Origin of the sequence: Haloglycomyces albus DSM 45210 (assembly GCF_000527155.1) — a bacterium.
Classification (GTDB): domain Bacteria; phylum Actinomycetota; class Actinomycetes; order Mycobacteriales; family Micromonosporaceae; genus Haloglycomyces; species Haloglycomyces albus.
On record NZ_AZUQ01000001.1, the window covers coordinates 1,532,879 to 1,549,225 of the forward strand.

General features: G+C 61.5%; 20 protein-coding genes. 11 read left to right on the forward strand and 9 right to left on the reverse strand.

Features of this window, described 5'->3' with window-relative positions:
- Positions 1-921: an ATP-binding cassette domain-containing protein gene (locus HALAL_RS0107145; RefSeq protein WP_025273344.1), complete on the reverse strand. Its 921-nt coding sequence runs from the start codon at positions 919-921 to the stop codon at positions 1-3.
- A gap of 146 nt (positions 922-1,067) precedes the next feature.
- Between HALAL_RS0107145 and HALAL_RS0107150 the strand changes: the two genes are divergently transcribed.
- Positions 1,068-2,033 carry a sigma-70 family RNA polymerase sigma factor gene (locus HALAL_RS0107150; protein ID WP_211240445.1) on the forward strand — a complete coding sequence of 322 codons (966 nt, stop codon included), beginning with the start codon at positions 1,068-1,070 and terminating at the stop codon, positions 2,031-2,033.
- A gap of 58 nt (positions 2,034-2,091) precedes the next feature.
- Positions 2,092-4,371 carry an AAA family ATPase gene (locus HALAL_RS0107155; protein ID WP_025273346.1) on the forward strand — a complete coding sequence of 760 codons (2,280 nt, stop codon included), beginning with the start codon at positions 2,092-2,094 and terminating at the stop codon, positions 4,369-4,371.
- Between the two features lie 12 nt (positions 4,372-4,383).
- Here HALAL_RS0107155 and HALAL_RS0107160 read toward each other — a convergent pair whose 3' ends face one another.
- Positions 4,384-4,896 carry a hypothetical protein gene (locus HALAL_RS0107160; RefSeq protein ID WP_156937655.1) on the reverse strand — a complete coding sequence of 171 codons (513 nt, stop codon included), beginning with the start codon at positions 4,894-4,896 and terminating at the stop codon, positions 4,384-4,386.
- A 332-nt stretch (positions 4,897-5,228) separates the two neighbouring features.
- Here HALAL_RS0107160 and HALAL_RS0107165 point away from each other — a divergent pair, with 332 nt between their 5' ends.
- Positions 5,229-5,567: a hypothetical protein gene (locus HALAL_RS0107165; protein WP_025273348.1), complete on the forward strand. Its 339-nt coding sequence runs from the start codon at positions 5,229-5,231 to the stop codon at positions 5,565-5,567.
- Positions 5,568-5,731: 164 nt separating this feature from the next.
- Here HALAL_RS0107165 and HALAL_RS0107170 read toward each other — a convergent pair whose 3' ends face one another.
- The 3 genes from HALAL_RS0107170 to HALAL_RS17485 are packed head-to-tail and all read right to left on the reverse strand — an operon-like array spanning position 5,732 to position 7,657.
- Positions 5,732-6,394, reverse strand: a complete 663-nt coding sequence (locus tag HALAL_RS0107170) for an anthranilate synthase component II (protein ID WP_245598054.1) — start codon at positions 6,392-6,394, stop codon at positions 5,732-5,734.
- Complete coding sequence (locus tag HALAL_RS16700) at positions 6,360-6,689, reverse strand: hypothetical protein (RefSeq protein WP_025273350.1); 330 nt, start codon at positions 6,687-6,689, stop codon at positions 6,360-6,362. The genes HALAL_RS0107170 and HALAL_RS16700 overlap by 35 nt, the downstream gene beginning before the upstream one ends.
- The gene (locus HALAL_RS17485) at positions 6,689-7,657 is read right to left on the reverse strand and encodes a class E sortase (RefSeq protein WP_025273351.1); all 969 of its coding nucleotides are present in this window, start codon (positions 7,655-7,657) and stop codon (positions 6,689-6,691) included. The genes HALAL_RS16700 and HALAL_RS17485 overlap by 1 nt, the downstream gene beginning before the upstream one ends.
- A gap of 343 nt (positions 7,658-8,000) precedes the next feature.
- Here HALAL_RS17485 and HALAL_RS0107185 point away from each other — a divergent pair, with 343 nt between their 5' ends.
- On the forward strand, positions 8,001-8,261 hold the full coding sequence (locus HALAL_RS0107185; RefSeq protein WP_025273352.1) for a cell division protein CrgA: 261 nt from the start codon (positions 8,001-8,003) through the stop codon (positions 8,259-8,261).
- A gap of 41 nt (positions 8,262-8,302) precedes the next feature.
- On the opposite strand, the gene HALAL_RS0107190 is transcribed toward HALAL_RS0107185, so the two are convergent.
- Together HALAL_RS0107190 and HALAL_RS0107195 are read right to left on the reverse strand one after the other, a co-directional pair.
- The gene (locus HALAL_RS0107190; RefSeq protein ID WP_025273353.1) at positions 8,303-9,466 is read right to left on the reverse strand and encodes a thiolase family protein; all 1,164 of its coding nucleotides are present in this window, start codon (positions 9,464-9,466) and stop codon (positions 8,303-8,305) included.
- 4 nt (positions 9,467-9,470) lie between these two features.
- Positions 9,471-9,995, reverse strand: coding sequence for a YbhB/YbcL family Raf kinase inhibitor-like protein (locus HALAL_RS0107195; RefSeq protein WP_025273354.1), 525 nt, complete (start codon positions 9,993-9,995; stop codon positions 9,471-9,473).
- Positions 9,996-10,084: 89 nt separating this feature from the next.
- Here HALAL_RS0107195 and folB point away from each other — a divergent pair, with 89 nt between their 5' ends.
- The 4 genes from folB to HALAL_RS0107215 all read left to right on the forward strand — a co-directional run bounded on the left by folB (position 10,085) and on the right by HALAL_RS0107215 (position 12,755).
- The gene (folB, locus tag HALAL_RS0107200) at positions 10,085-10,450 is read left to right on the forward strand and encodes a dihydroneopterin aldolase (protein WP_025273355.1); all 366 of its coding nucleotides are present in this window, start codon (positions 10,085-10,087) and stop codon (positions 10,448-10,450) included.
- Complete coding sequence (gene folK / locus HALAL_RS0107205; protein WP_025273356.1) at positions 10,447-10,965, forward strand: 2-amino-4-hydroxy-6-hydroxymethyldihydropteridine diphosphokinase; 519 nt, start codon at positions 10,447-10,449, stop codon at positions 10,963-10,965. Before folB ends, folK begins: the two co-directional genes overlap by 4 nt.
- Complete coding sequence (locus HALAL_RS0107210) at positions 10,958-11,467, forward strand: DUF3180 domain-containing protein (RefSeq protein WP_051462803.1); 510 nt, start codon at positions 10,958-10,960, stop codon at positions 11,465-11,467. The genes folK and HALAL_RS0107210 overlap by 8 nt, the downstream gene beginning before the upstream one ends.
- A 142-nt stretch (positions 11,468-11,609) precedes the next feature.
- The gene (locus tag HALAL_RS0107215; RefSeq protein ID WP_025273358.1) at positions 11,610-12,755 is read left to right on the forward strand and encodes an ABC transporter permease; all 1,146 of its coding nucleotides are present in this window, start codon (positions 11,610-11,612) and stop codon (positions 12,753-12,755) included.
- Positions 12,756-13,475: 720 nt separating this feature from the next.
- Here HALAL_RS0107215 and HALAL_RS17490 read toward each other — a convergent pair.
- Positions 13,476-14,258, reverse strand: a complete 783-nt coding sequence (locus HALAL_RS17490) for a GNAT family N-acetyltransferase (protein WP_025273360.1) — start codon at positions 14,256-14,258, stop codon at positions 13,476-13,478.
- 231 nt (positions 14,259-14,489) lie between these two features.
- Between HALAL_RS17490 and HALAL_RS0107230 the strand changes: the two genes are divergently transcribed.
- Together HALAL_RS0107230 and HALAL_RS0107235 are read left to right on the forward strand one after the other, a co-directional pair.
- Complete coding sequence (locus HALAL_RS0107230) at positions 14,490-14,783, forward strand: ArsR/SmtB family transcription factor (RefSeq protein WP_025273361.1); 294 nt, start codon at positions 14,490-14,492, stop codon at positions 14,781-14,783.
- The gene (locus HALAL_RS0107235; protein WP_025273362.1) at positions 14,780-15,169 is read left to right on the forward strand and encodes a VOC family protein; all 390 of its coding nucleotides are present in this window, start codon (positions 14,780-14,782) and stop codon (positions 15,167-15,169) included. Before HALAL_RS0107230 ends, HALAL_RS0107235 begins: the two co-directional genes overlap by 4 nt.
- 71 nt (positions 15,170-15,240) lie before the next feature.
- On the opposite strand, the gene HALAL_RS0107240 is transcribed toward HALAL_RS0107235, so the two are convergent.
- A complete protein-coding gene (locus HALAL_RS0107240; RefSeq protein ID WP_025273363.1) occupies positions 15,241-15,651 on the reverse strand; it encodes a hypothetical protein in 411 nt (136 codons plus the stop codon).
- Positions 15,652-15,736: 85 nt separating this feature from the next.
- Between HALAL_RS0107240 and HALAL_RS0107245 the strand changes: the two genes are divergently transcribed.
- Positions 15,737-16,339, forward strand: a complete 603-nt coding sequence (locus HALAL_RS0107245; protein ID WP_025273364.1) for a TetR/AcrR family transcriptional regulator — start codon at positions 15,737-15,739, stop codon at positions 16,337-16,339.
- Positions 16,340-16,347 lie beyond the last annotated feature (8 nt).

Consider the following 16,347-nt stretch of genomic DNA (forward strand, 5'->3'; position numbering starts at 1 on the left):
TTAGGCTCCTTGCTTGGCTTCGGTGGGACGGTACTCGACGGCACCGGCGGTGAGGTCCATGAATACGTCCTCCAGCGAGGACTTCTCGGTGGTGAGCTCGTGTAGTACGTAGCCACCGGCGGCAGCGGCACGGCCGACGACCTCGGGTTCGATTCCGGTGATGCTCAGGGTGTTGGCGTCGGATTCCGAAATCGTGACGTCGGGTCCCTGCAGCGACCCCTTCAGGGCGGCGGCGTCGGGAGACACCACGCGCACGGTGTTGCTGCTGCCTCGGTTGATGAACTCCGACATGGACGAGTCGGCGAGCAGTTTGCCTTGGCCGATGACGATGATGTGGTCGGCGATCAAGGACAGTTCGCTCATCAAGTGTGAGGATAGAAAGACCGTCCGTCCTTCGTCGGCGAGGCGGCGCAGCAGGTTACGCATCCATTTCACCCCGTCGGGGTCGAGGCCGTTGACCGGTTCGTCGAGAATCAGCGTCTGCGGGTTGCCCAGCAGTGCGACGGCGATACCGAGACGTTGCCCCATGCCGAGGGAGAAGGCACCGGCCTTCTTTTTGGCCACCTGGCTCAATCCGACCAGGTCGATGACCTCTTCGACGCGTTGACGTCCGATGCCGTGGGTGCGGGCGATCGCGGTCAGGTGGTTGAACGCGCTGCGGCCCGGGTGGGCGGATTTGGCGTCCAGCAACGCACCGACCTCTGAGATCGGCGCGGCCAGTTTCCGGTAGTCCTGCCCATTGACCGTGATCTGCCCGCTGGTGGGTGTGTCGAGGCCGATGATGGAGCGCATGGTGGTGGATTTTCCCGCGCCGTTCGGGCCGAGGAAGCCGGTGACCTGCCCGGGCTTAACCGTGCAGGTCAGGTCGTCGACGGCGACCTTCTTCCCGTAGCGCTTGGTGAAGTTCTGGATTTCGATCATGAACCCAAGGTTATGGGCGTTATGGAGTCACCACATCGGTCCATTGACTCAATTTCGACCGGTCGGGTAGTACCACGGTTGGACGCTGCGGAGTCCTTCTGTGAGGGGAGTGGTGTACGTCGGTGGTCCGGGGCATAATGGCACCTATGACCATCGACGCCGCTAAATTCGAGCCCCATCGAGTGGAACTGCGCGCCTACGCCTATCGCATGCTCGGTTCGGCAGCGGAGGCTGAGGACGCCGTCCAGGAAACCTTCGTCAAGGCCTGGAAGGCCGCCGACTCCTTCGAAGGTCGCGCCAGCCTCCGCACTTGGCTGTACCGGATCGCCACCAACGTCTGCCTCGACATGATCAAGTCGGCGCAGCGCCGAGTCCGTCCCATGGACATGCGTGTCTCCGGCCGCCCCGACGAGAATCCGCTGGAAACGGCCAACCCGGAGGCCCCCTGGCTAGGTCCCGTTCCGGACGAATGGGTGACCTCCGGCGACCCCAGCCGGTCGTTCGACAAGCGCGAAACCATCAAACTCGCCTTCGTTTCGGCGGTGCAGCATCTTCCCGCCCGGCAGCGTGCCGCCCTGATCATGCGCGACGTGCTGTCCTTCAGCGCTCGCGAAACGGCTGATGCGCTGGATATTTCCCCCAACTCGGTCAACAGTGCCCTGCAGCGCGCGCGAGCGACTCTGTCCGACCTGCGGAGTCAACCGTCCTACGCTCAACCGGAGTCGAACCGGGTCAACACCAAGCTCGCCGAGTCGTACGCCAATGCCTTTGAGACGTTCAACATCGACGCGTTGAAGACGCTCCTGCACGACGACGTGGTCATGTCCATGCCTCCGCTGGAACTGTGGTTGACCGGACCGGACAACGTCGGTGCGTTCATCACCGGTCCTGGGAAGGGATGCGAAGGGTCCAAGCTCATACCCGTTCACGCCAACGGAAGTATCGCGTTCGGGCACTATAAACCCGACGAAGAGGATCCCTCGATCCTCACGCCCTGGTCGATCACCGTCCTGGAGACCGACGACCACGTCATTACCGGACTCAACTACTTCCTCGACGTCGAAACGCTCTGGCCCATGTTCGGCCTCGCGCCCCAACTGCCCGCCGACTGACAACGGATCACAATATCGCCCCACCGAAGCACCGGAAAGGATCTAATATCCTGGAGAGGTGACTTCGATCGAACTTATTACCGCACGTGCCCGCGCCGGACTCGAATCCCGGCGCGGCATTGTTCGACTTCATCCCGAAATCTTCACCGCCCTGGGGCTACAGCCCGGTGACGCGATCACCATGCGCGGACGGCACACGACCACGGCCATCGCCTTCGAGGCCGACCGCCACGCCTCACGACGGTCGCTCTACGCCGACGACCTCACCCTCGGCAACCTGGGCGTTCGGGAAAACACCGAAGTTGACGTCAGCCCCGCCCAGCTCACAGCGGCACAGAACATCACCATCGACGCCCCCGCCTCCATCGTCGCCGGAGTGGACACCGAAATCCTCCGCCGTTCCCTCCTGTCGAAAGTGGTGACCGAAGGCGACGACATATCTCTCCTCCCCATCGAAATCGGCGACAAAAGCCTGGCCGGTGCCACCCGCCGGACACTCAACAACACCCTCGGCATGGGTTGGACCAGCTTCATCCTGACCGCCACCTCCACCGACCCGGATGGACCGGTCATGATCACCAACGACACCCGAGTGCAATGGCTCAACCCGATGACCCACCGGCTCCGTCCCGAAACGACCGGTCCACGCCTCGCCACCGCCGAAGGCGACCGAGCGCCGCACTCAGTCACCAGCGCGCCCAGCTCACCGCAGGCCATCCGCCCCACGCCGCCGCGCGCACCGGCGATCAACCCCGGCACCCAGACGAGCGAGCTTCCCGACAACACCATCCCGTACGCCGACCTCGCCGGATACCGACAACCGGCAGAGGAACTGCGCGAGCTACTCGACCTCGCCTTCTTCCACAGCGAAGTACTCACCGTCGTAGGGACCAAGGTTCGCCTCGGCATCATGATGACCGGACCCTCCGGAACCGGAAAATCCACCATCGTCAACTCCGTCGTCAACGAACTCGGCATCAACCTCCACGAACTCAGCGGCCCCGACCTCGCCGCCATGGACGCCAACGCCGCCGCCGGACAACTCCGCGACACTCGCGGCAACCTCAACGGCCACAGTGTTCTCCTGCTGCGCAATGTGGACGCCATCGCGCCGGAAGACAAACCCACTCCACTCAGCACCATGTTCACCAGGTTCACCGAGGAGATCCTGGAAAGCGGAAACGCCGTCATCTGCACCACCACCAACATCGACGCCGTCAGCCGCGATCTGCGTGCCGCCCTCGAACACGAAGTCATCGTCGACCTCCCCGACCTCGAAGCACGGCGTGACATTCTCACCTACCTCACCAAGTCGATGAAGCTCGACGACGCGGTCGACCTCGACGCCATCGCCGCCCGAGCCCAGGGGTACGTCGCCGCCGACCTCGACGCCGTCATACGCGAAGCCGGAGTCAAAGCCGCCCTGCGTGCCAAAGACGGTGGAGCCACCGCACTGCAGACCGACGACCTCACCACCGCCCTCGACACCGTCAGCCCGAGCGCGCTCGCCGACGACCACGTCGATCTCGGCGGGTTGACCCTGGCCGACGTCGGGGGCATGCACGACCTGAAACAGAGTCTCACCGAAACCATTCTCTGGCCACTGTCCTATCCGGACGCCTTCACGCGCTTGGGCATCGAACCGCCACGCGGCATTCTGCTGTACGGGCCGCCCGGGTGCGGAAAGACCTATATCGTTCGCGCCGTGGCCGGGGAGGGACAAGCCAACGTCATCACCGTGAAAGGCTCCGAACTGCTCAACAAATGGGTCGGGGAGTCCGAACGGAACGTGCGCGAACTGTTCCGTCGCGCTCGGGCCGCCGCGCCGACGCTCATGTTCTTCGACGAGATCGACGCCCTCGTCCCGCAACGTGGAGGAGGAAGCGACAATCCCACCGCCGACCGGGTCGTGGCGGCATTGTTGACCGAACTGGACGGAGCCGAATCGCTTCACGACGTCGTCATCGTGGGCGCGACCAACCGACCCGACATCATCGACCCCGCGCTACTGCGTCCCGGACGCCTGGAGCGTCTGCTGTACGTGCCACCGCCGGATGCCGAGGGCCGTGCCGACATCCTGCGCGCCGGAGCCAAGAACGTTCCCTTCTCGGAGGACGTGAACCTGGACGAGCTGGCCGACGAACTGTGGCTGTACTCCGCCGCCGACTGTTCGGCATTGGTACGCGAAGCCGCCCTCACCGCTATGCGCGAGAGCCTGGACGCTTCGGTGGTCACCATGGCGCACTTGGAGAGCGCCCGGCAACGTATCCGCCCGAGCCTGGATATGAAACAGCTGGAGGACTTGGAGAACTACTCCGAAAAACGCAATGGGATGTAGTCGGTGTGCCGACTAGGTTCTGTCCTCGGTGAGTTCGGTTTTCAGGCGGCCGCTCAACCAAAGGAAATAGCCGGTGGTTACCGTGAGCACGATAATCACCGGCATCTCGAGGAGAAACTGAGCGAAGAGACTGGAGGCCAGTACAACCGTGTTGCATACGGTGGCGATGCGCTGCCAGTGCCGTTTCGGCAGTCGTGCGGCACCAACGGTTTTGGTGTACATAATCGCCGTGACAGCGCTACCGATGCCGGCCAGAACGGCAAGGGGGCCGAACAAGTCTATAAGCCGTGACGTCGCGGCAGTAGGGCTCCACCACGCTTGAAGGAGAAGCCCTACAAGGAAGGTCCCCAATATTGCGATGAACGCAATATGCGTGGTGGCGACGGCAATGGAGAACGGCTGAAAACGCTGTACGGCCCGTCGGTGTTGTTGCCGTCGTTCGTCCTTTAGACGCTGATTGACGATTTCGCGCACCTGACTGATCTGTTCGGGCGTCATTTCGGGGGAATCATCGGAGCTTGCCACATGGTGAATGGTACTCAGCGGTATTCAATCGTGACATCGCGACGTGTATCCGGGTCGAAGTCGCCGCTGCCGGTTGGTGCACGATCGTCTGAATGTTCGAAACGACTTTGGCTGACAAATCCGCCTCCCATGTGTTAACGCGGTTCCGCAGCGCCGAGCCCGACAGAAGGTTACGCTGAATCGTTACAGGAACGGTTTCAACCCGAGCGGGAACCAAACGCCACTACCGCGGTCCAGCAACAGCGCACACGATCAACGAGACCGCCGTAGTGGCTTTGTCGTCCCGCTTGAACTGACTGCGACCGGTGTGAGGCCGCATGAGGGGGACGACGATGATGACTATCGACGCTAGAGAATCATTCACCTCCGCTGCCGCACGTCCCGCTGACGTCGACGTCAGCGAAGCGTGTGTGCTCGGCCGCTTCGGAGACGACAGTCGCCCGATGGTGGCGGTGTGCCCGCCGAGCGAACGGCCGCACGTGGTGCTGGTGTACGCCGAGTTCCCCCATCGGATACCGCAGTTGATCTGCACGCTGAAGGTTACCGACGACGATGTGGACTCCACCTGGCACTCCACTTGCGAGTTGACCGGACCCGTGATTCGCCAGTGGGTGGAATACGAAGCGTTTCGACTCCTCTGCCGAGCTATGGAACGCGCCGCGCACTGGTAATAATGCGGCTTCCACCCGAAGCAGTGGGATTCTGGACGCACCTGGCGTCTCCACCGTCGGATATTGATCCAGCACGTGTCGTTCAACCGTTCCGGCAGGCTCGATCTCTCCGGGCTCAACGGGTACGTGACTTGAAAGCCGCTGATGCCGACCGCAACTCGTGACTAACCGAATTGCGAAGTGAGCGCTCGCGACGTGTCGGTCGATCGGGCCGCGAGCCCACCGACCCAATTGCGCAGTAGTCGGTGACCGTCCACCGTCAGGATCGATTCGGGATGAAACTGCACGCCCTCGACGGCCAGTTCCCGATGCCGCAGCCCCATGACAGTGCCGTTTGAGGTGGACGCCGAGATCTCCAATGGAGACACCACGGTCGCCGGGTCAACCGTCAACGAGTGATACCGCGCCACGACGGTGGGGTTGTTGGCGATACCGTCGAACAGGGTCCGACCGTCATGGACGACCTCCGAACTTTCCCCGTGCCGCATTTCCGGGGCTTGATCGACCGTCGCCCCCCAATGTTCGGCGATGATTTGATGCCCGAGGCAAACACCCAGGATTGGAGTGTGGCCGGCGAACTCGGTCAGGATCTCGTGTCCGAGACGCGCCGAACGAGGATGGCCCGGACCGGGCGACAGGATGATTCCGTCCGGCCGCAAAGCGTTGACGTCGCCGACCGTGATGTCCTCGGCACGACGGACGGTCGCATCGGTTCCATAGGACCCCAGGTATCCGGCGATGGTGTGGACGAAGGAATCGCGAAAATCCACCAGAAGCAGGGACGGACGATACTTAATCGTCGGACTCCCATTCGTCTTGAAGTTCACGTCCTTCTTCCTCATCGGCGGTCTCATAGTCGGAGGGATCGAACTCGTCGTCGGGGCAATTCACCCCGGGAACGCAGTCCTCATCGCCGTCCTCGGAATCGGACGGCAACATCTGCTCGTCGGAATCGCCCGAATCGCTCGCGGCGGGATCGACGTTGCTCCACGGCATGTAGGGGCGTACCGCCGGGAACGTCACAAACCATAGCAGGTAAAACGCCACCGCGACCAATGCGAGAGAACCCACGATCTTACCGGGAAGACCGCCGGGGAGCTTAGCCCAAACCCAGGAATACATTACGCGTCCACCTCCACGGCCTCGTCCGGCAAATCACCTTCGGAATCACGGGCATAACTGTCTTTCAACTGTGAATACACCACATACCGCTCATAGTTGTCCCATAGCGGGTGGCAGGTGAACAGCGTCAGCCAATAGTCGTCGTCCCCCGGAGTCGCGCCCGGCTGACGGGGAACCGGAGCGGTGACGTCGACCTGGGTCTCGTCCACGATCTCATGACGCTGTACTTCGTAGATGTAAAAGGTGTCCTTGGTTTCGATGACGACATTGTCGCCCGGCTCCAGATCGCGAATTTTCTGAAAAATAGCGGGATTATTGTGACCGGCGAGAGTGAAGTTGCCCTGTTCACCCGGATACGCGCCATCCAAATAACGTCCCGGAGCGTAGGCGATATCGGACATCTCTGTGCCCTCCACCAATGTCCACGACTGTTCACGGATCTTCGGAGCCCACATGCGCGCAAACGCGTCACCCAGTTCGGGAACCGGGTTCCCCTCCTCATCGGTCTGTTCCGTTTCGGCCCAGATATCGTCGAGGGTCTGCGACAGCTCATCCTGTTCCGCGTTGATCTCCGCGCTGACCCCCCAAATCTCATAGGCGGTAAACAACATGACGATCGCACCGAAGGTCAACAACAGCTCACCGGCGACCCGAACCGTATTGCGCACCCCGTTACCCGCACCCGCGCTACGATGCCGCTTCACGTTCAACGAATCACCGCCGGAGTCCGGCCCCTGATCGCCGTCGTCGATTTGCGGTAGCAAGGTGGTCTCATCGGGGCCCGGAATCAGTCCCGCCGGCTCCCCCTTCTGAGTCGACGCCGAATCGCCGGTCCCGGCCGTGCCGCCCTGAGCAGCGGGAAGGATGACCGTGTCGTCGTCGGCGGGACCAGAGCTCGCCGCAGGCCCGGACCGAGGATGAGGGCTCGGTTTACGTCCTCGCGGGGACTCACTTCCAAATCCAACCATGCGTATTACCTGCGCCTCGCTGTCATCTATCGGGGGTCACGGAGCCGTATCGCCGACCAACGCATCCATCGTCGTCCACTATAAGAGGTAGTGCGGAAAACATCGCCTCCACAGGGAGCGAAGAATGTCGTCGTGGAAAGCGGCCTCCACACCATGTAGTCAATATACGTTCTATCTGTAGGGTCTAACGATCGGCTGAACGGAGGGTTTTGCAAAAGACCTCGTCTTCTACTTCCGCTTATACACGAGTGTCGAAAATTCGCACGCAGGTCGGGTGCGGGGGTGGCTAAGCTGACCAAAGCAGGTAATCTGGTGGCGTCAGACCACGGAAAGAGAGTTCGCGATGCCTAAGTCACGTGTCCGCAAGAAGAAGGTGTACCACTCCAAGAGTGGCTCCAGCTCATCGACCGGAGACCAGTACGAGCCCAGTCCAGCCTGGGTTCCGGCTACGGCTGTCGGTCTGATCGTCTTCGGTATCGCATGGTTGACGATCTTCTACCTGTCCGGGCAGGAATATCCGGTTCTCGCATGGGGAAACTGGAACCTCGCCGTCGGATTCGTCTCGATGGTGCTGAGCCTCCTGGTGCTGTCGCGCTGGAAATAACGACAACGGGGCCTGTCCATGCCCGGACAGGCCACCGCAATTTAATTCAACAGCTCATAGACGGTAGCGTTGGCCATTCCGCCGCCTTCGCACATCACCTGCATCCCGTAGCGTTGCCCGGAATCCTGCATGTAATGCAAAAGCGACGTCGACAGGCGCGCCCCCGTCGCACCCAGCGGATGCCCCAGAGCGATCGCACCGCCGCGCGGATTCAAACGCTCGTCGTCGGCGGCCAGCCCGGTCGCTTGCGCCCACGCCATCGGGACCGACGCGAACGCCTCGTTCACCTCGAAAACCCCGATCTCGTCCGGACTCATCCCGGTACGCCCCAGAATCTTCTCCGTCGCGGGAATGACCCCGTCCAACATCATGACCGGATCAGAACCCACCGCCGCATGATCGACCACGCGGGCCATCGGCTTGCGCCGCAAAGTACTCGACTTCTCGGCGCTCATCACCACCACGGCGGCGGCCCCGTCGGAAATCTGCGAGGCCAGACCGGCCGTAATCGACCCGTCCTCCGAAAAGGCAGGTTTCAGGCCCGCCAACTTCTCCAACGAGGTGTCTCGAATCCCCTCGTCAACCTCGTACTCGTCGAAGGGAACGATCTCGCGATCGAAATCGCCCGCATCGCGCGCGCTCGCGGCCTTCTGGTGGCTGGCGAGGGCGAATCGTTCCATCGCAGCGCGGTCGATGCCCCATTTCGCGGCGATCTTCTCCGCCGCGACACCCTGATTGAACGGCAGCGTGCGGGTGGTGTCGAGTTGTTCGGCGTAGCGGGCCCGTACGGCCTCACCGTAGGGTTTTCCGTCGGCGGACGACGAGCCCATCGGGACGCGGGACATGGATTCGACTCCACCGGCCACGACGACGTCGGCCTGTCCGCTGGCGACGAGGGCGGTGGCGAAGGCGATCGCCTGTTGCCCCGAACCGCATTGCCGGTCGACCGTCGTGCCGGGGACCGTTTCAGGCCAACCCGCGGCGAGAACGATGTTGCGGGCGATGTTCCAGGACTGTTCGTCGACCTGGGAGACGCAACCGACGATGACGTCGTCGACTTGGTCGGGCAGCAGGCCGGAACGGTTCAAAGCGGTCTGGAACACCGGGGCGGCGACGTCGACGGGGTGAATTTCGGAGAGCGCGCCGCCCGGTTTGCCCACGGCAACGGGGGACCGGGCGGCGGAACCAATAACTACTTCGCGCATGTGATTACTCGGTTTCGATCCGGTAGACGGGGGTAAGGAAGCCACGCGCCAAGACGTTGAAGATGATATTGAACGAACCGACCGCGCAGGAAGCGCCGGGGTCGATGTCGACCTTCTGTTTCAGGGCGTGGACGGCGAAAATGTAGCGGTGCGGGATGTCTCCGGGGGGTGGCGCGGCACCGGCGAAGCCGGTCGAACCGGAGTCGTTGCGCAGTTGGACGACGCCGTCGGGCATATTGTCGGCCGCGCCGGTGTCAAGGCTGGTGACCGAGGCGTCGAGGTTGTGAGCCAGCCAGTGCCACCAGCCGCTGCCGGTTGGCGCGTCGGGGTCGAAGCAGGTGATGGCGAAGGCGGCGGTGTCGGAGGGGAAACCCGACCACGACAATTGCGGAGACACGTCGCCACCGGTGGCGGTGTGCTTGTCGGCGAGGGTCTCGCCGTCGGAGATGTCGGTCGAGGTCACCTCAAAGCTGGGCACTTGAGGTAGGTAGTCATACGGCCACGGTGCTTGTGGGCGTTCCAATGACATGTGTTCGTCCTCCAAAGCAAACGAGATCAATGCACTTACAGCCTACCGTCTTGATGCGGCGGCGATGTCCTTCCCGATAGGCTAAAAGGGTGTCAGATGATGTAATAACGCTGAAAGGGCTGCGGGCTTTCGGCTACCACGGAGTGTTCGATCAGGAGCGACGTGAGGGACAGGAGTTCGTGGTCGATGTGGAGTTGGAGACGTCGCTACGGCAGGCGGCTCAAACCGACGACGTGTACGACACCATCCACTATGGCATTCTGGCGGACCGGGTCGCCGCGATCGTATCGGGCACGCCGGTCAATCTCATTGAGACCCTGGCCGAACGGATCGCCGACATGTGCCTGGTTGAAAGCAATGCGACCCGAGTGGCCGTGACGGTGCACAAACCGCACGCACCCATCGAACACGCCTTCACCGACGTATCGGTGCGAATAGAACGGACCCGCCGATGATCACCGTAATACTCAGCCTGGGAGCCAACCTCGGCGAACGAGAAGAGACCATCCGACACGCGGTAGCGCAACTCCAGCCGGTAGCGGTATCGGCCCTGTACTACACGCCCCCATGGGGAGACACCGAACAGCCCGATTACGTCAACGCCACCGCCGTCGTGCGACGCGACGGATGGGGGACGGCCGAATGGTTCGCGCACACCCGCGAACTGGAACAACAGGCCGGCCGCGTCCGCGACCCGCAACGTCGGTACGGGCCGCGCAGCCTGGACATCGACCTCATCGCCGCCTGGGACGGCGAAACGGCGATATTCAGCGACGACCCCGAACTGACTCTGCCGCACCCCCGTGCCCAGCAACGCGCGTTCGTGCTGCAGCCGTGGCTGGAGATCCAACCGGACGCCGAACTGCCCGGACACGGCCCACTCACCGAACTACTACAGCGACCCGAGCTCGACTCCGATCGAGCCGCCATCCGACGAGGCCCAGAGGTAGGACCGCACCACCATGACTGACCAAGAGCCCACACCTTCGCTGAAACCCACCACGGCCGGAAGCATCGCCGTCGCCGCACTACTCGGCCTGTCCATCGCCTATGTAGTGGCCTCGTGGTGGTACCAAAACCTCCCCACCCTGGAGTGGTACAACGCGGTCGCACTACTGGTACTGGCTCTGATATTGGCCTACCTCGCGTGGCGAACGCGGAAACAACTGCGCACCCCGACCTCCGAATACGAGGGCGAACCCTTCCACGCACTCCAGATGGCACGCCTGGCCGTGCTCGGCAAAGCCTGCACCGTAGCCGGGTCCTTCGTCGCCGGAGCCTACGCCGGATTCAGCCTCTGGCTACTACTGCCGGTATCCCAAGAAACCGCCGGAACACAGCACGACACCCCGAATGCGATTGGGGGCCTAGGTGCCTCAATTGTGCTCGTCGCCGCCGCCATATGGCTCGAAAGATCCTGTCGGATTCCCCCGGAAGATACAAATCCAGAGGGCGGTGACGACGAAGGGTAACCAGTTAAGGTAAGGGCTTATCTTGACTCTGAGAGTACGAATAACCTGCCCCAAGTCAAGACGAAGCCTGTAAGCGGACACAACCGTTTTCGAGGTCGTCAAAGGGTAAGGCACAACCTATTTGGTGTGGAGAACGGTATATATGGAAACCGAGCAGAAGAGTCCAACCCGCGACCGCCTGGGAATACACCTCGTTTGGGAAATCGCCTTGTTCCTATGCGCGGCGGGTCTGCTTTTCGCCCTGACACGCAGCGGGGTAGGGCCGTTCTCCGAAACCGGATGGTCGGGCTTCGCCGCAGCGCTCCTGCCACTACTACTGGGCACGGCCGGAATGGCGCTGTCCCTACGAGTCAGCACAGTCAACCTGGCCATCGGGCCGATCGCCCTCTTCAGCGGATGGCTATTCGTAGACGCCTCCGCCTCCGGAACCGTCCTGGCCATCGGAATGGCGTTGGGAGCGGCGTTCTTCCTCGGCCTCACCTCGGCACTGCTGAACGCCTGGCTACGAATCCCCGGCTGGGCGACAAGCATTGGCATCGGTGGCAGCCTGATACTCCTCAGCCGCAGCGAACCGGGAGTATTCCACCTCGATGCCTTGGGAAACAACATCGTCTATCTCGCTCTGGGCGCGACCGTGGTATTCACCCTCGGACTAGCCACCATCGGGGCGTTCGCGGGAATCCGCGCCCGACTGGAAGCCAACCGAGAAACCCCGGACGGACAATGGCGACCGCACCCATGGCTGCTGGGAAGCGGCATCATCGCCTCCTTCCTACTGGCCGGAGCGGCGGGAGTCGTATTCTCCTGGAGCGGCAGTAACGCCGAGACGGCGACGTTGATCAACCCATGGGAACTGAGCCTGATGGCGCTGGGAGCCGCCCTTCTCGGCGGCACGTCCGTCTACGGACGGCGCGGTGGCTTCGCGGGAACCTTCCTCGGTGCCGTAGTGGTGCTGTCGTCCATGTGGTTCCTGGAAGACCGCGGTTGGTTCAACCCGCTGTGGATTCCGGTCGGAGCCATCGTGTTCGGATTCGTCCTCACCCGCGTCGTGGAAGTCTGGAACAGCGCTGAGGACAGCGACGACGAAGTCGCCGAACGAGCCGGAGACATCGACGACCTGAAGGCGGACGCGACGACGATCCTGCCCGGCGGCAACTCCGGTGAGGAAACGAAGCCCACTTCCATGCCCACCTCGGCGGACCCGGTACAGGACAACGACTTCGCGGCCATGGCCAACGGCACCGGAGTGTTCGACCAGATGCCGGGAGAGGAAACGAACCGCCGGTAATCCACGTAGCTGCGGTGGCTGGTCCGGCGCTCGCGGTCTGCTCCGGTGAGCAGTACGTGGGGATGCGACTTATGCAGTGTGTATGGCTGCGGGACAAAGTGCGCCGTTTGAGCGGGCAAAGCGTATGTTCCTGGTGAACGTCATCGTTGTGGGAGCGTGAGTCGCGGCTGGATTATACGTAGAAGCTGAATAGTGTGCCGTGTGGATTTGCAGAAGGGGAGAGACGGGTGAATTCAGAATTTAGGGACCTTTGTAATACCACCGGTTTTAAGATAATGAAGTATGGCATGCGCGTATTTCTTGTAGTCATGCCCGTGACAATCATAAGTTTTCTTATTGACATGGGGTATTTTTCGGATTATCCACTGGTGAACCATATAAGAAATTTCCCACCGGCTATAGTGTTCTGCCTATTGGTGGCAAATCTCGGAGTTATGGGTGTGGGGGCAGGTGAAATAGTCAATCGGCTAAAAATATTGCCTTCCCAGCATATGTCATCGGCTGCCATATGGGACCTTATGGATTTTTTCCTTGTTCTATATGAAGCGCTTCGACAAGCTGTGTTTCTTAAACCACGAGCATTATTGGACCGGAACCGAATAGGCTCTGTCGCGCTCGATTGACATCACTTGATGTGGTTGAAAACGATCGAGCGAACGACTTCCTCAGATAAGTAAGTTCGTGAGTCGCTGCGGTTCTATTTCTTATTGAGTCCGCAAATCAGTTCCATGTGGTGCGGGTGTGCGAAATATGGAATCCTTGGCGGGCGAGATTGGCATGGCTGGGAGACGCGAACGCGGTAGTCGCGATAGCCAAGTCGCTGTGCTCGGCAGCGTCCGACAGTCGTCGTTCGACAAGTGCTGCCTGGCAACCCCGCTTCCGGTAGGCCGGAATTGTGGCCACTCCGGCAAGGAGACTCGTCGAGTCGTCGGTGAAAAGCGCGGCGGCCGAAACGGCCCGGCCGTCGATCAGGGCGATGTACCTACGTAGGCCGGGAGTCGAGTGCTCCACCGCAAGCATGCGACGGAACGCAGTGGCACTGCGGGGCACGTCGTAGCCGCGATACAGCACGTCCATATATCGCCGGTCGTCAAGGCCGACTTCCTGAACGTCCACGATTGACGATTGTGATGGACGCGGTCTGGTATGCAATGCGGCAGTGGTGATCGACGGTTGCAGACCGGCGTCCAGCAGCGTGCGGTGTGTGGCCCGATCGGCGTCGGCAGCCCAGACTTCGACGGACGGGTTCAGGGCGTATTCGGAATAAAATCCGGTCAGTTCCTTAAACCGGTGGCATTCTTCCTTCCGGTAGCCTCGCACTTTGTTGTACGGCACGTATTCAGGAAGTTCCGGTAGCCGAGTCGCTGGCATGGAACCGAGTCGGCGGAATTCCGCTCCAGTGGATTCCGTTGCGATGCGGGCGAAGTCGCGTTCAGCCTTCACGGTGAGGATCGATTCGGCACGTTGAATCATTGTCAGGCACGAATTGTCGGAGTTGTGCATCGCCTTGGTCCCTTCAGCTGTATCGGTCTTTCAGCCTAGTTTGACCGCCCGGGCCGTTTCGGCGGCAGCTAAACCTTCTGTAAATCGTGGACGTTCTCCACCTGTCTTTGTCGATCGCCATTGCGTTCGGGCCGGTAACGGGACAATCAGAGTGGCTCGTTGAATGGAGCACGTTTATGTTAGGCAAGGGACTACTTGACAGTCAAGTCGATACTTGCCTATGGTGTAGGCATGGCTGAAGAACCGTTCAAGGCCTTGGCGGACCCTACTCGGCGGGTGATCTTGGATGAGCTTGCCGAGCGGTCGGGGCAGACGCTTTTCGAAATCTGTTCCCGATTGGTCATGAAGCACGGCATCAGCATGTCCCGTCAGGCCGTTTCACAGCACATGGCCGTGCTGGAAACGGCGGGTTTGGTGGAAAGCCGGCGAGAGGGCCGCTATAAGTTCCATGATTTGAATACGGCGCCGCTCGAACAGATCACGCGGCGCTGGCTCGATCCCGACCGACAGGAGAGCGACGAATGAGAATCGAGTTGACCAGTGTCTACGTCGACGACCAGGACAAGGCCGAGAAGTTCTATACGGAGGTACTCGGCTTTAAGAAGAAGAACGAGGTTCCCATGGGAGACGGGGCACGGTGGTTGACCATGGTCTCGCCGGAGGTTCCGGATGGGCCGGAGCTGCTGCTGGAGCCGTCGGGCCATCCGGCAGTGGCCCCTTACCGTGACGCCTTGGTCAACGACGGCATTCCGCTTGCCCAGTTCGCGGTGGACGACGTGAACGCCGAGGTCGAGCGCCTGAGGGAGCTCGGGGTGCGCATCACGCAGGAGCCCATGGAAATCGCCGGGGTGACCTTTGCGGTGTTCGACGATACCTGTGGCAATCTCATTCAGATCATTCACCAGGCTTAAAAGCTCCCGGTCAGGCTCCCGGCCGGTTCCAACGTCGGGTGCCTGACGTCCGGGCTATGGCTTCGTTCCGGCTAGGCGGTCAGTAGGCCGATGCCCAGCGTCAGTGTTCCCACCGCGAGGAAGACGGTGCCGATCCAGAGCAGAACGATCAGACCGTTCGGTCGAGTGACGTTCTTTCCCAGCGAGCTGAGGAAGAATCCCGCCGGTATGAAGATGGCTGATATCGGTACTCCGGCGCGAGCGATCCATCCCAGGATTCCCTCCAGTCCGGTCGCGTCGGCGAGGATGATGCCCACCAGCCCCAGCGTGACCAGCACACCGGCGTGAGCATGGCCGGCCCGATGGAAGTTCGTTTGAAATTCCGTCAGAGGAACTTGTCCCCGCGCGACACGCAGGAGGTAGGTGCCTCCGAACTCAATGGTGACGACCGTCAGCAGGACGATGCCGGCGATGGTGCGTGATTCCTGTGTCAATTCAAGCATGGGTGTTCCTTAAAGCGATTTATCTTGACACTGTCAAGTTATCGGAGAGGCTTGACAGTGTCAAGATTCTGCTAGGATTCAACGCATGTCCGATCGGTATCATCACGGGAGTCTGCGCGAGGAACTCATACGGTCAGCCGTCGAACTCATCGACGAGACCGGCACGGCGGCGGTCAGTCTCCGAGCAGTGGCTACTCTCGCAGGAGTGTCGCACGCCGCCCCGGCTCACCATTTCCACAACAAGGCCGGACTTCTCACTGCCGTTGCCACACAAGGCTACTCCGCATTCGCCGACCGACTCGCCCAAGCGTGGGAGCGCACGGGGAGCCTGGCGACGCTCGGTGCCACGTATCTGCGATTCGGACTGGCCCATCGCGCCTATATGGAGACCATGTTTCGTCCAGAACTGTTGAACAATGACGATATGGAATTGATCGCCGCACGGAATCGGGCACGTGCGCTGCTCGATCGAGGTGCGGCGGACGGCGAGCATGCGGCGCGGAGTCGTTTTGAGCCCGGCGACGACTTCAGTCAGGTGCGATCGATTGCCGCGTGGTCGCTCGTTCACGGTCTGACCGATCTCATCCGCACCGGCAATCTGCCCGCCTCGTACGCCGATGCTCCCGAAGAGACCATTCGTCGGTTGACCGAGTCGCTTGCCGAACTAGGGCACGTGCCTACCGACTGAGGTGTCGA

Coding starts and splice junctions, on each gene's coding strand:
- HALAL_RS0107145 (WP_025273344.1), bottom strand. CDS start 921: ATGATCGAAATCCAGAACTTCACCAAGCGCTACGGGAAGAAGGTCGCC.
- HALAL_RS0107150 (WP_211240445.1), top strand. CDS start 1,068: ATGACCATCGACGCCGCTAAATTCGAGCCCCATCGAGTGGAACTGCGC.
- HALAL_RS0107165 (WP_025273348.1), top strand. CDS start 5,229: ATGATGACTATCGACGCTAGAGAATCATTCACCTCCGCTGCCGCACGT.
- HALAL_RS16700 (WP_025273350.1), bottom strand. CDS start 6,689: ATGTATTCCTGGGTTTGGGCTAAGCTCCCCGGCGGTCTTCCCGGTAAG.
- HALAL_RS17485 (WP_025273351.1), bottom strand. CDS start 7,657: ATGGTTGGATTTGGAAGTGAGTCCCCGCGAGGACGTAAACCGAGCCCT.
- HALAL_RS0107185 (WP_025273352.1), top strand. CDS start 8,001: ATGCCTAAGTCACGTGTCCGCAAGAAGAAGGTGTACCACTCCAAGAGT.
- HALAL_RS0107190 (WP_025273353.1), bottom strand. CDS start 9,466: ATGCGCGAAGTAGTTATTGGTTCCGCCGCCCGGTCCCCCGTTGCCGTG.
- HALAL_RS0107195 (WP_025273354.1), bottom strand. CDS start 9,995: ATGTCATTGGAACGCCCACAAGCACCGTGGCCGTATGACTACCTACCT.
- folK (WP_025273356.1), top strand. CDS start 10,447: ATGATCACCGTAATACTCAGCCTGGGAGCCAACCTCGGCGAACGAGAA.
- HALAL_RS0107210 (WP_051462803.1), top strand. CDS start 10,958: ATGACTGACCAAGAGCCCACACCTTCGCTGAAACCCACCACGGCCGGA.
- HALAL_RS0107215 (WP_025273358.1), top strand. CDS start 11,610: ATGGAAACCGAGCAGAAGAGTCCAACCCGCGACCGCCTGGGAATACAC.
- HALAL_RS17490 (WP_025273360.1), bottom strand. CDS start 14,258: ATGCACAACTCCGACAATTCGTGCCTGACAATGATTCAACGTGCCGAA.
- HALAL_RS0107230 (WP_025273361.1), top strand. CDS start 14,490: ATGGCTGAAGAACCGTTCAAGGCCTTGGCGGACCCTACTCGGCGGGTG.
- HALAL_RS0107235 (WP_025273362.1), top strand. CDS start 14,780: ATGAGAATCGAGTTGACCAGTGTCTACGTCGACGACCAGGACAAGGCC.
- HALAL_RS0107240 (WP_025273363.1), bottom strand. CDS start 15,651: ATGCTTGAATTGACACAGGAATCACGCACCATCGCCGGCATCGTCCTG.
- HALAL_RS0107245 (WP_025273364.1), top strand. CDS start 15,737: ATGTCCGATCGGTATCATCACGGGAGTCTGCGCGAGGAACTCATACGG.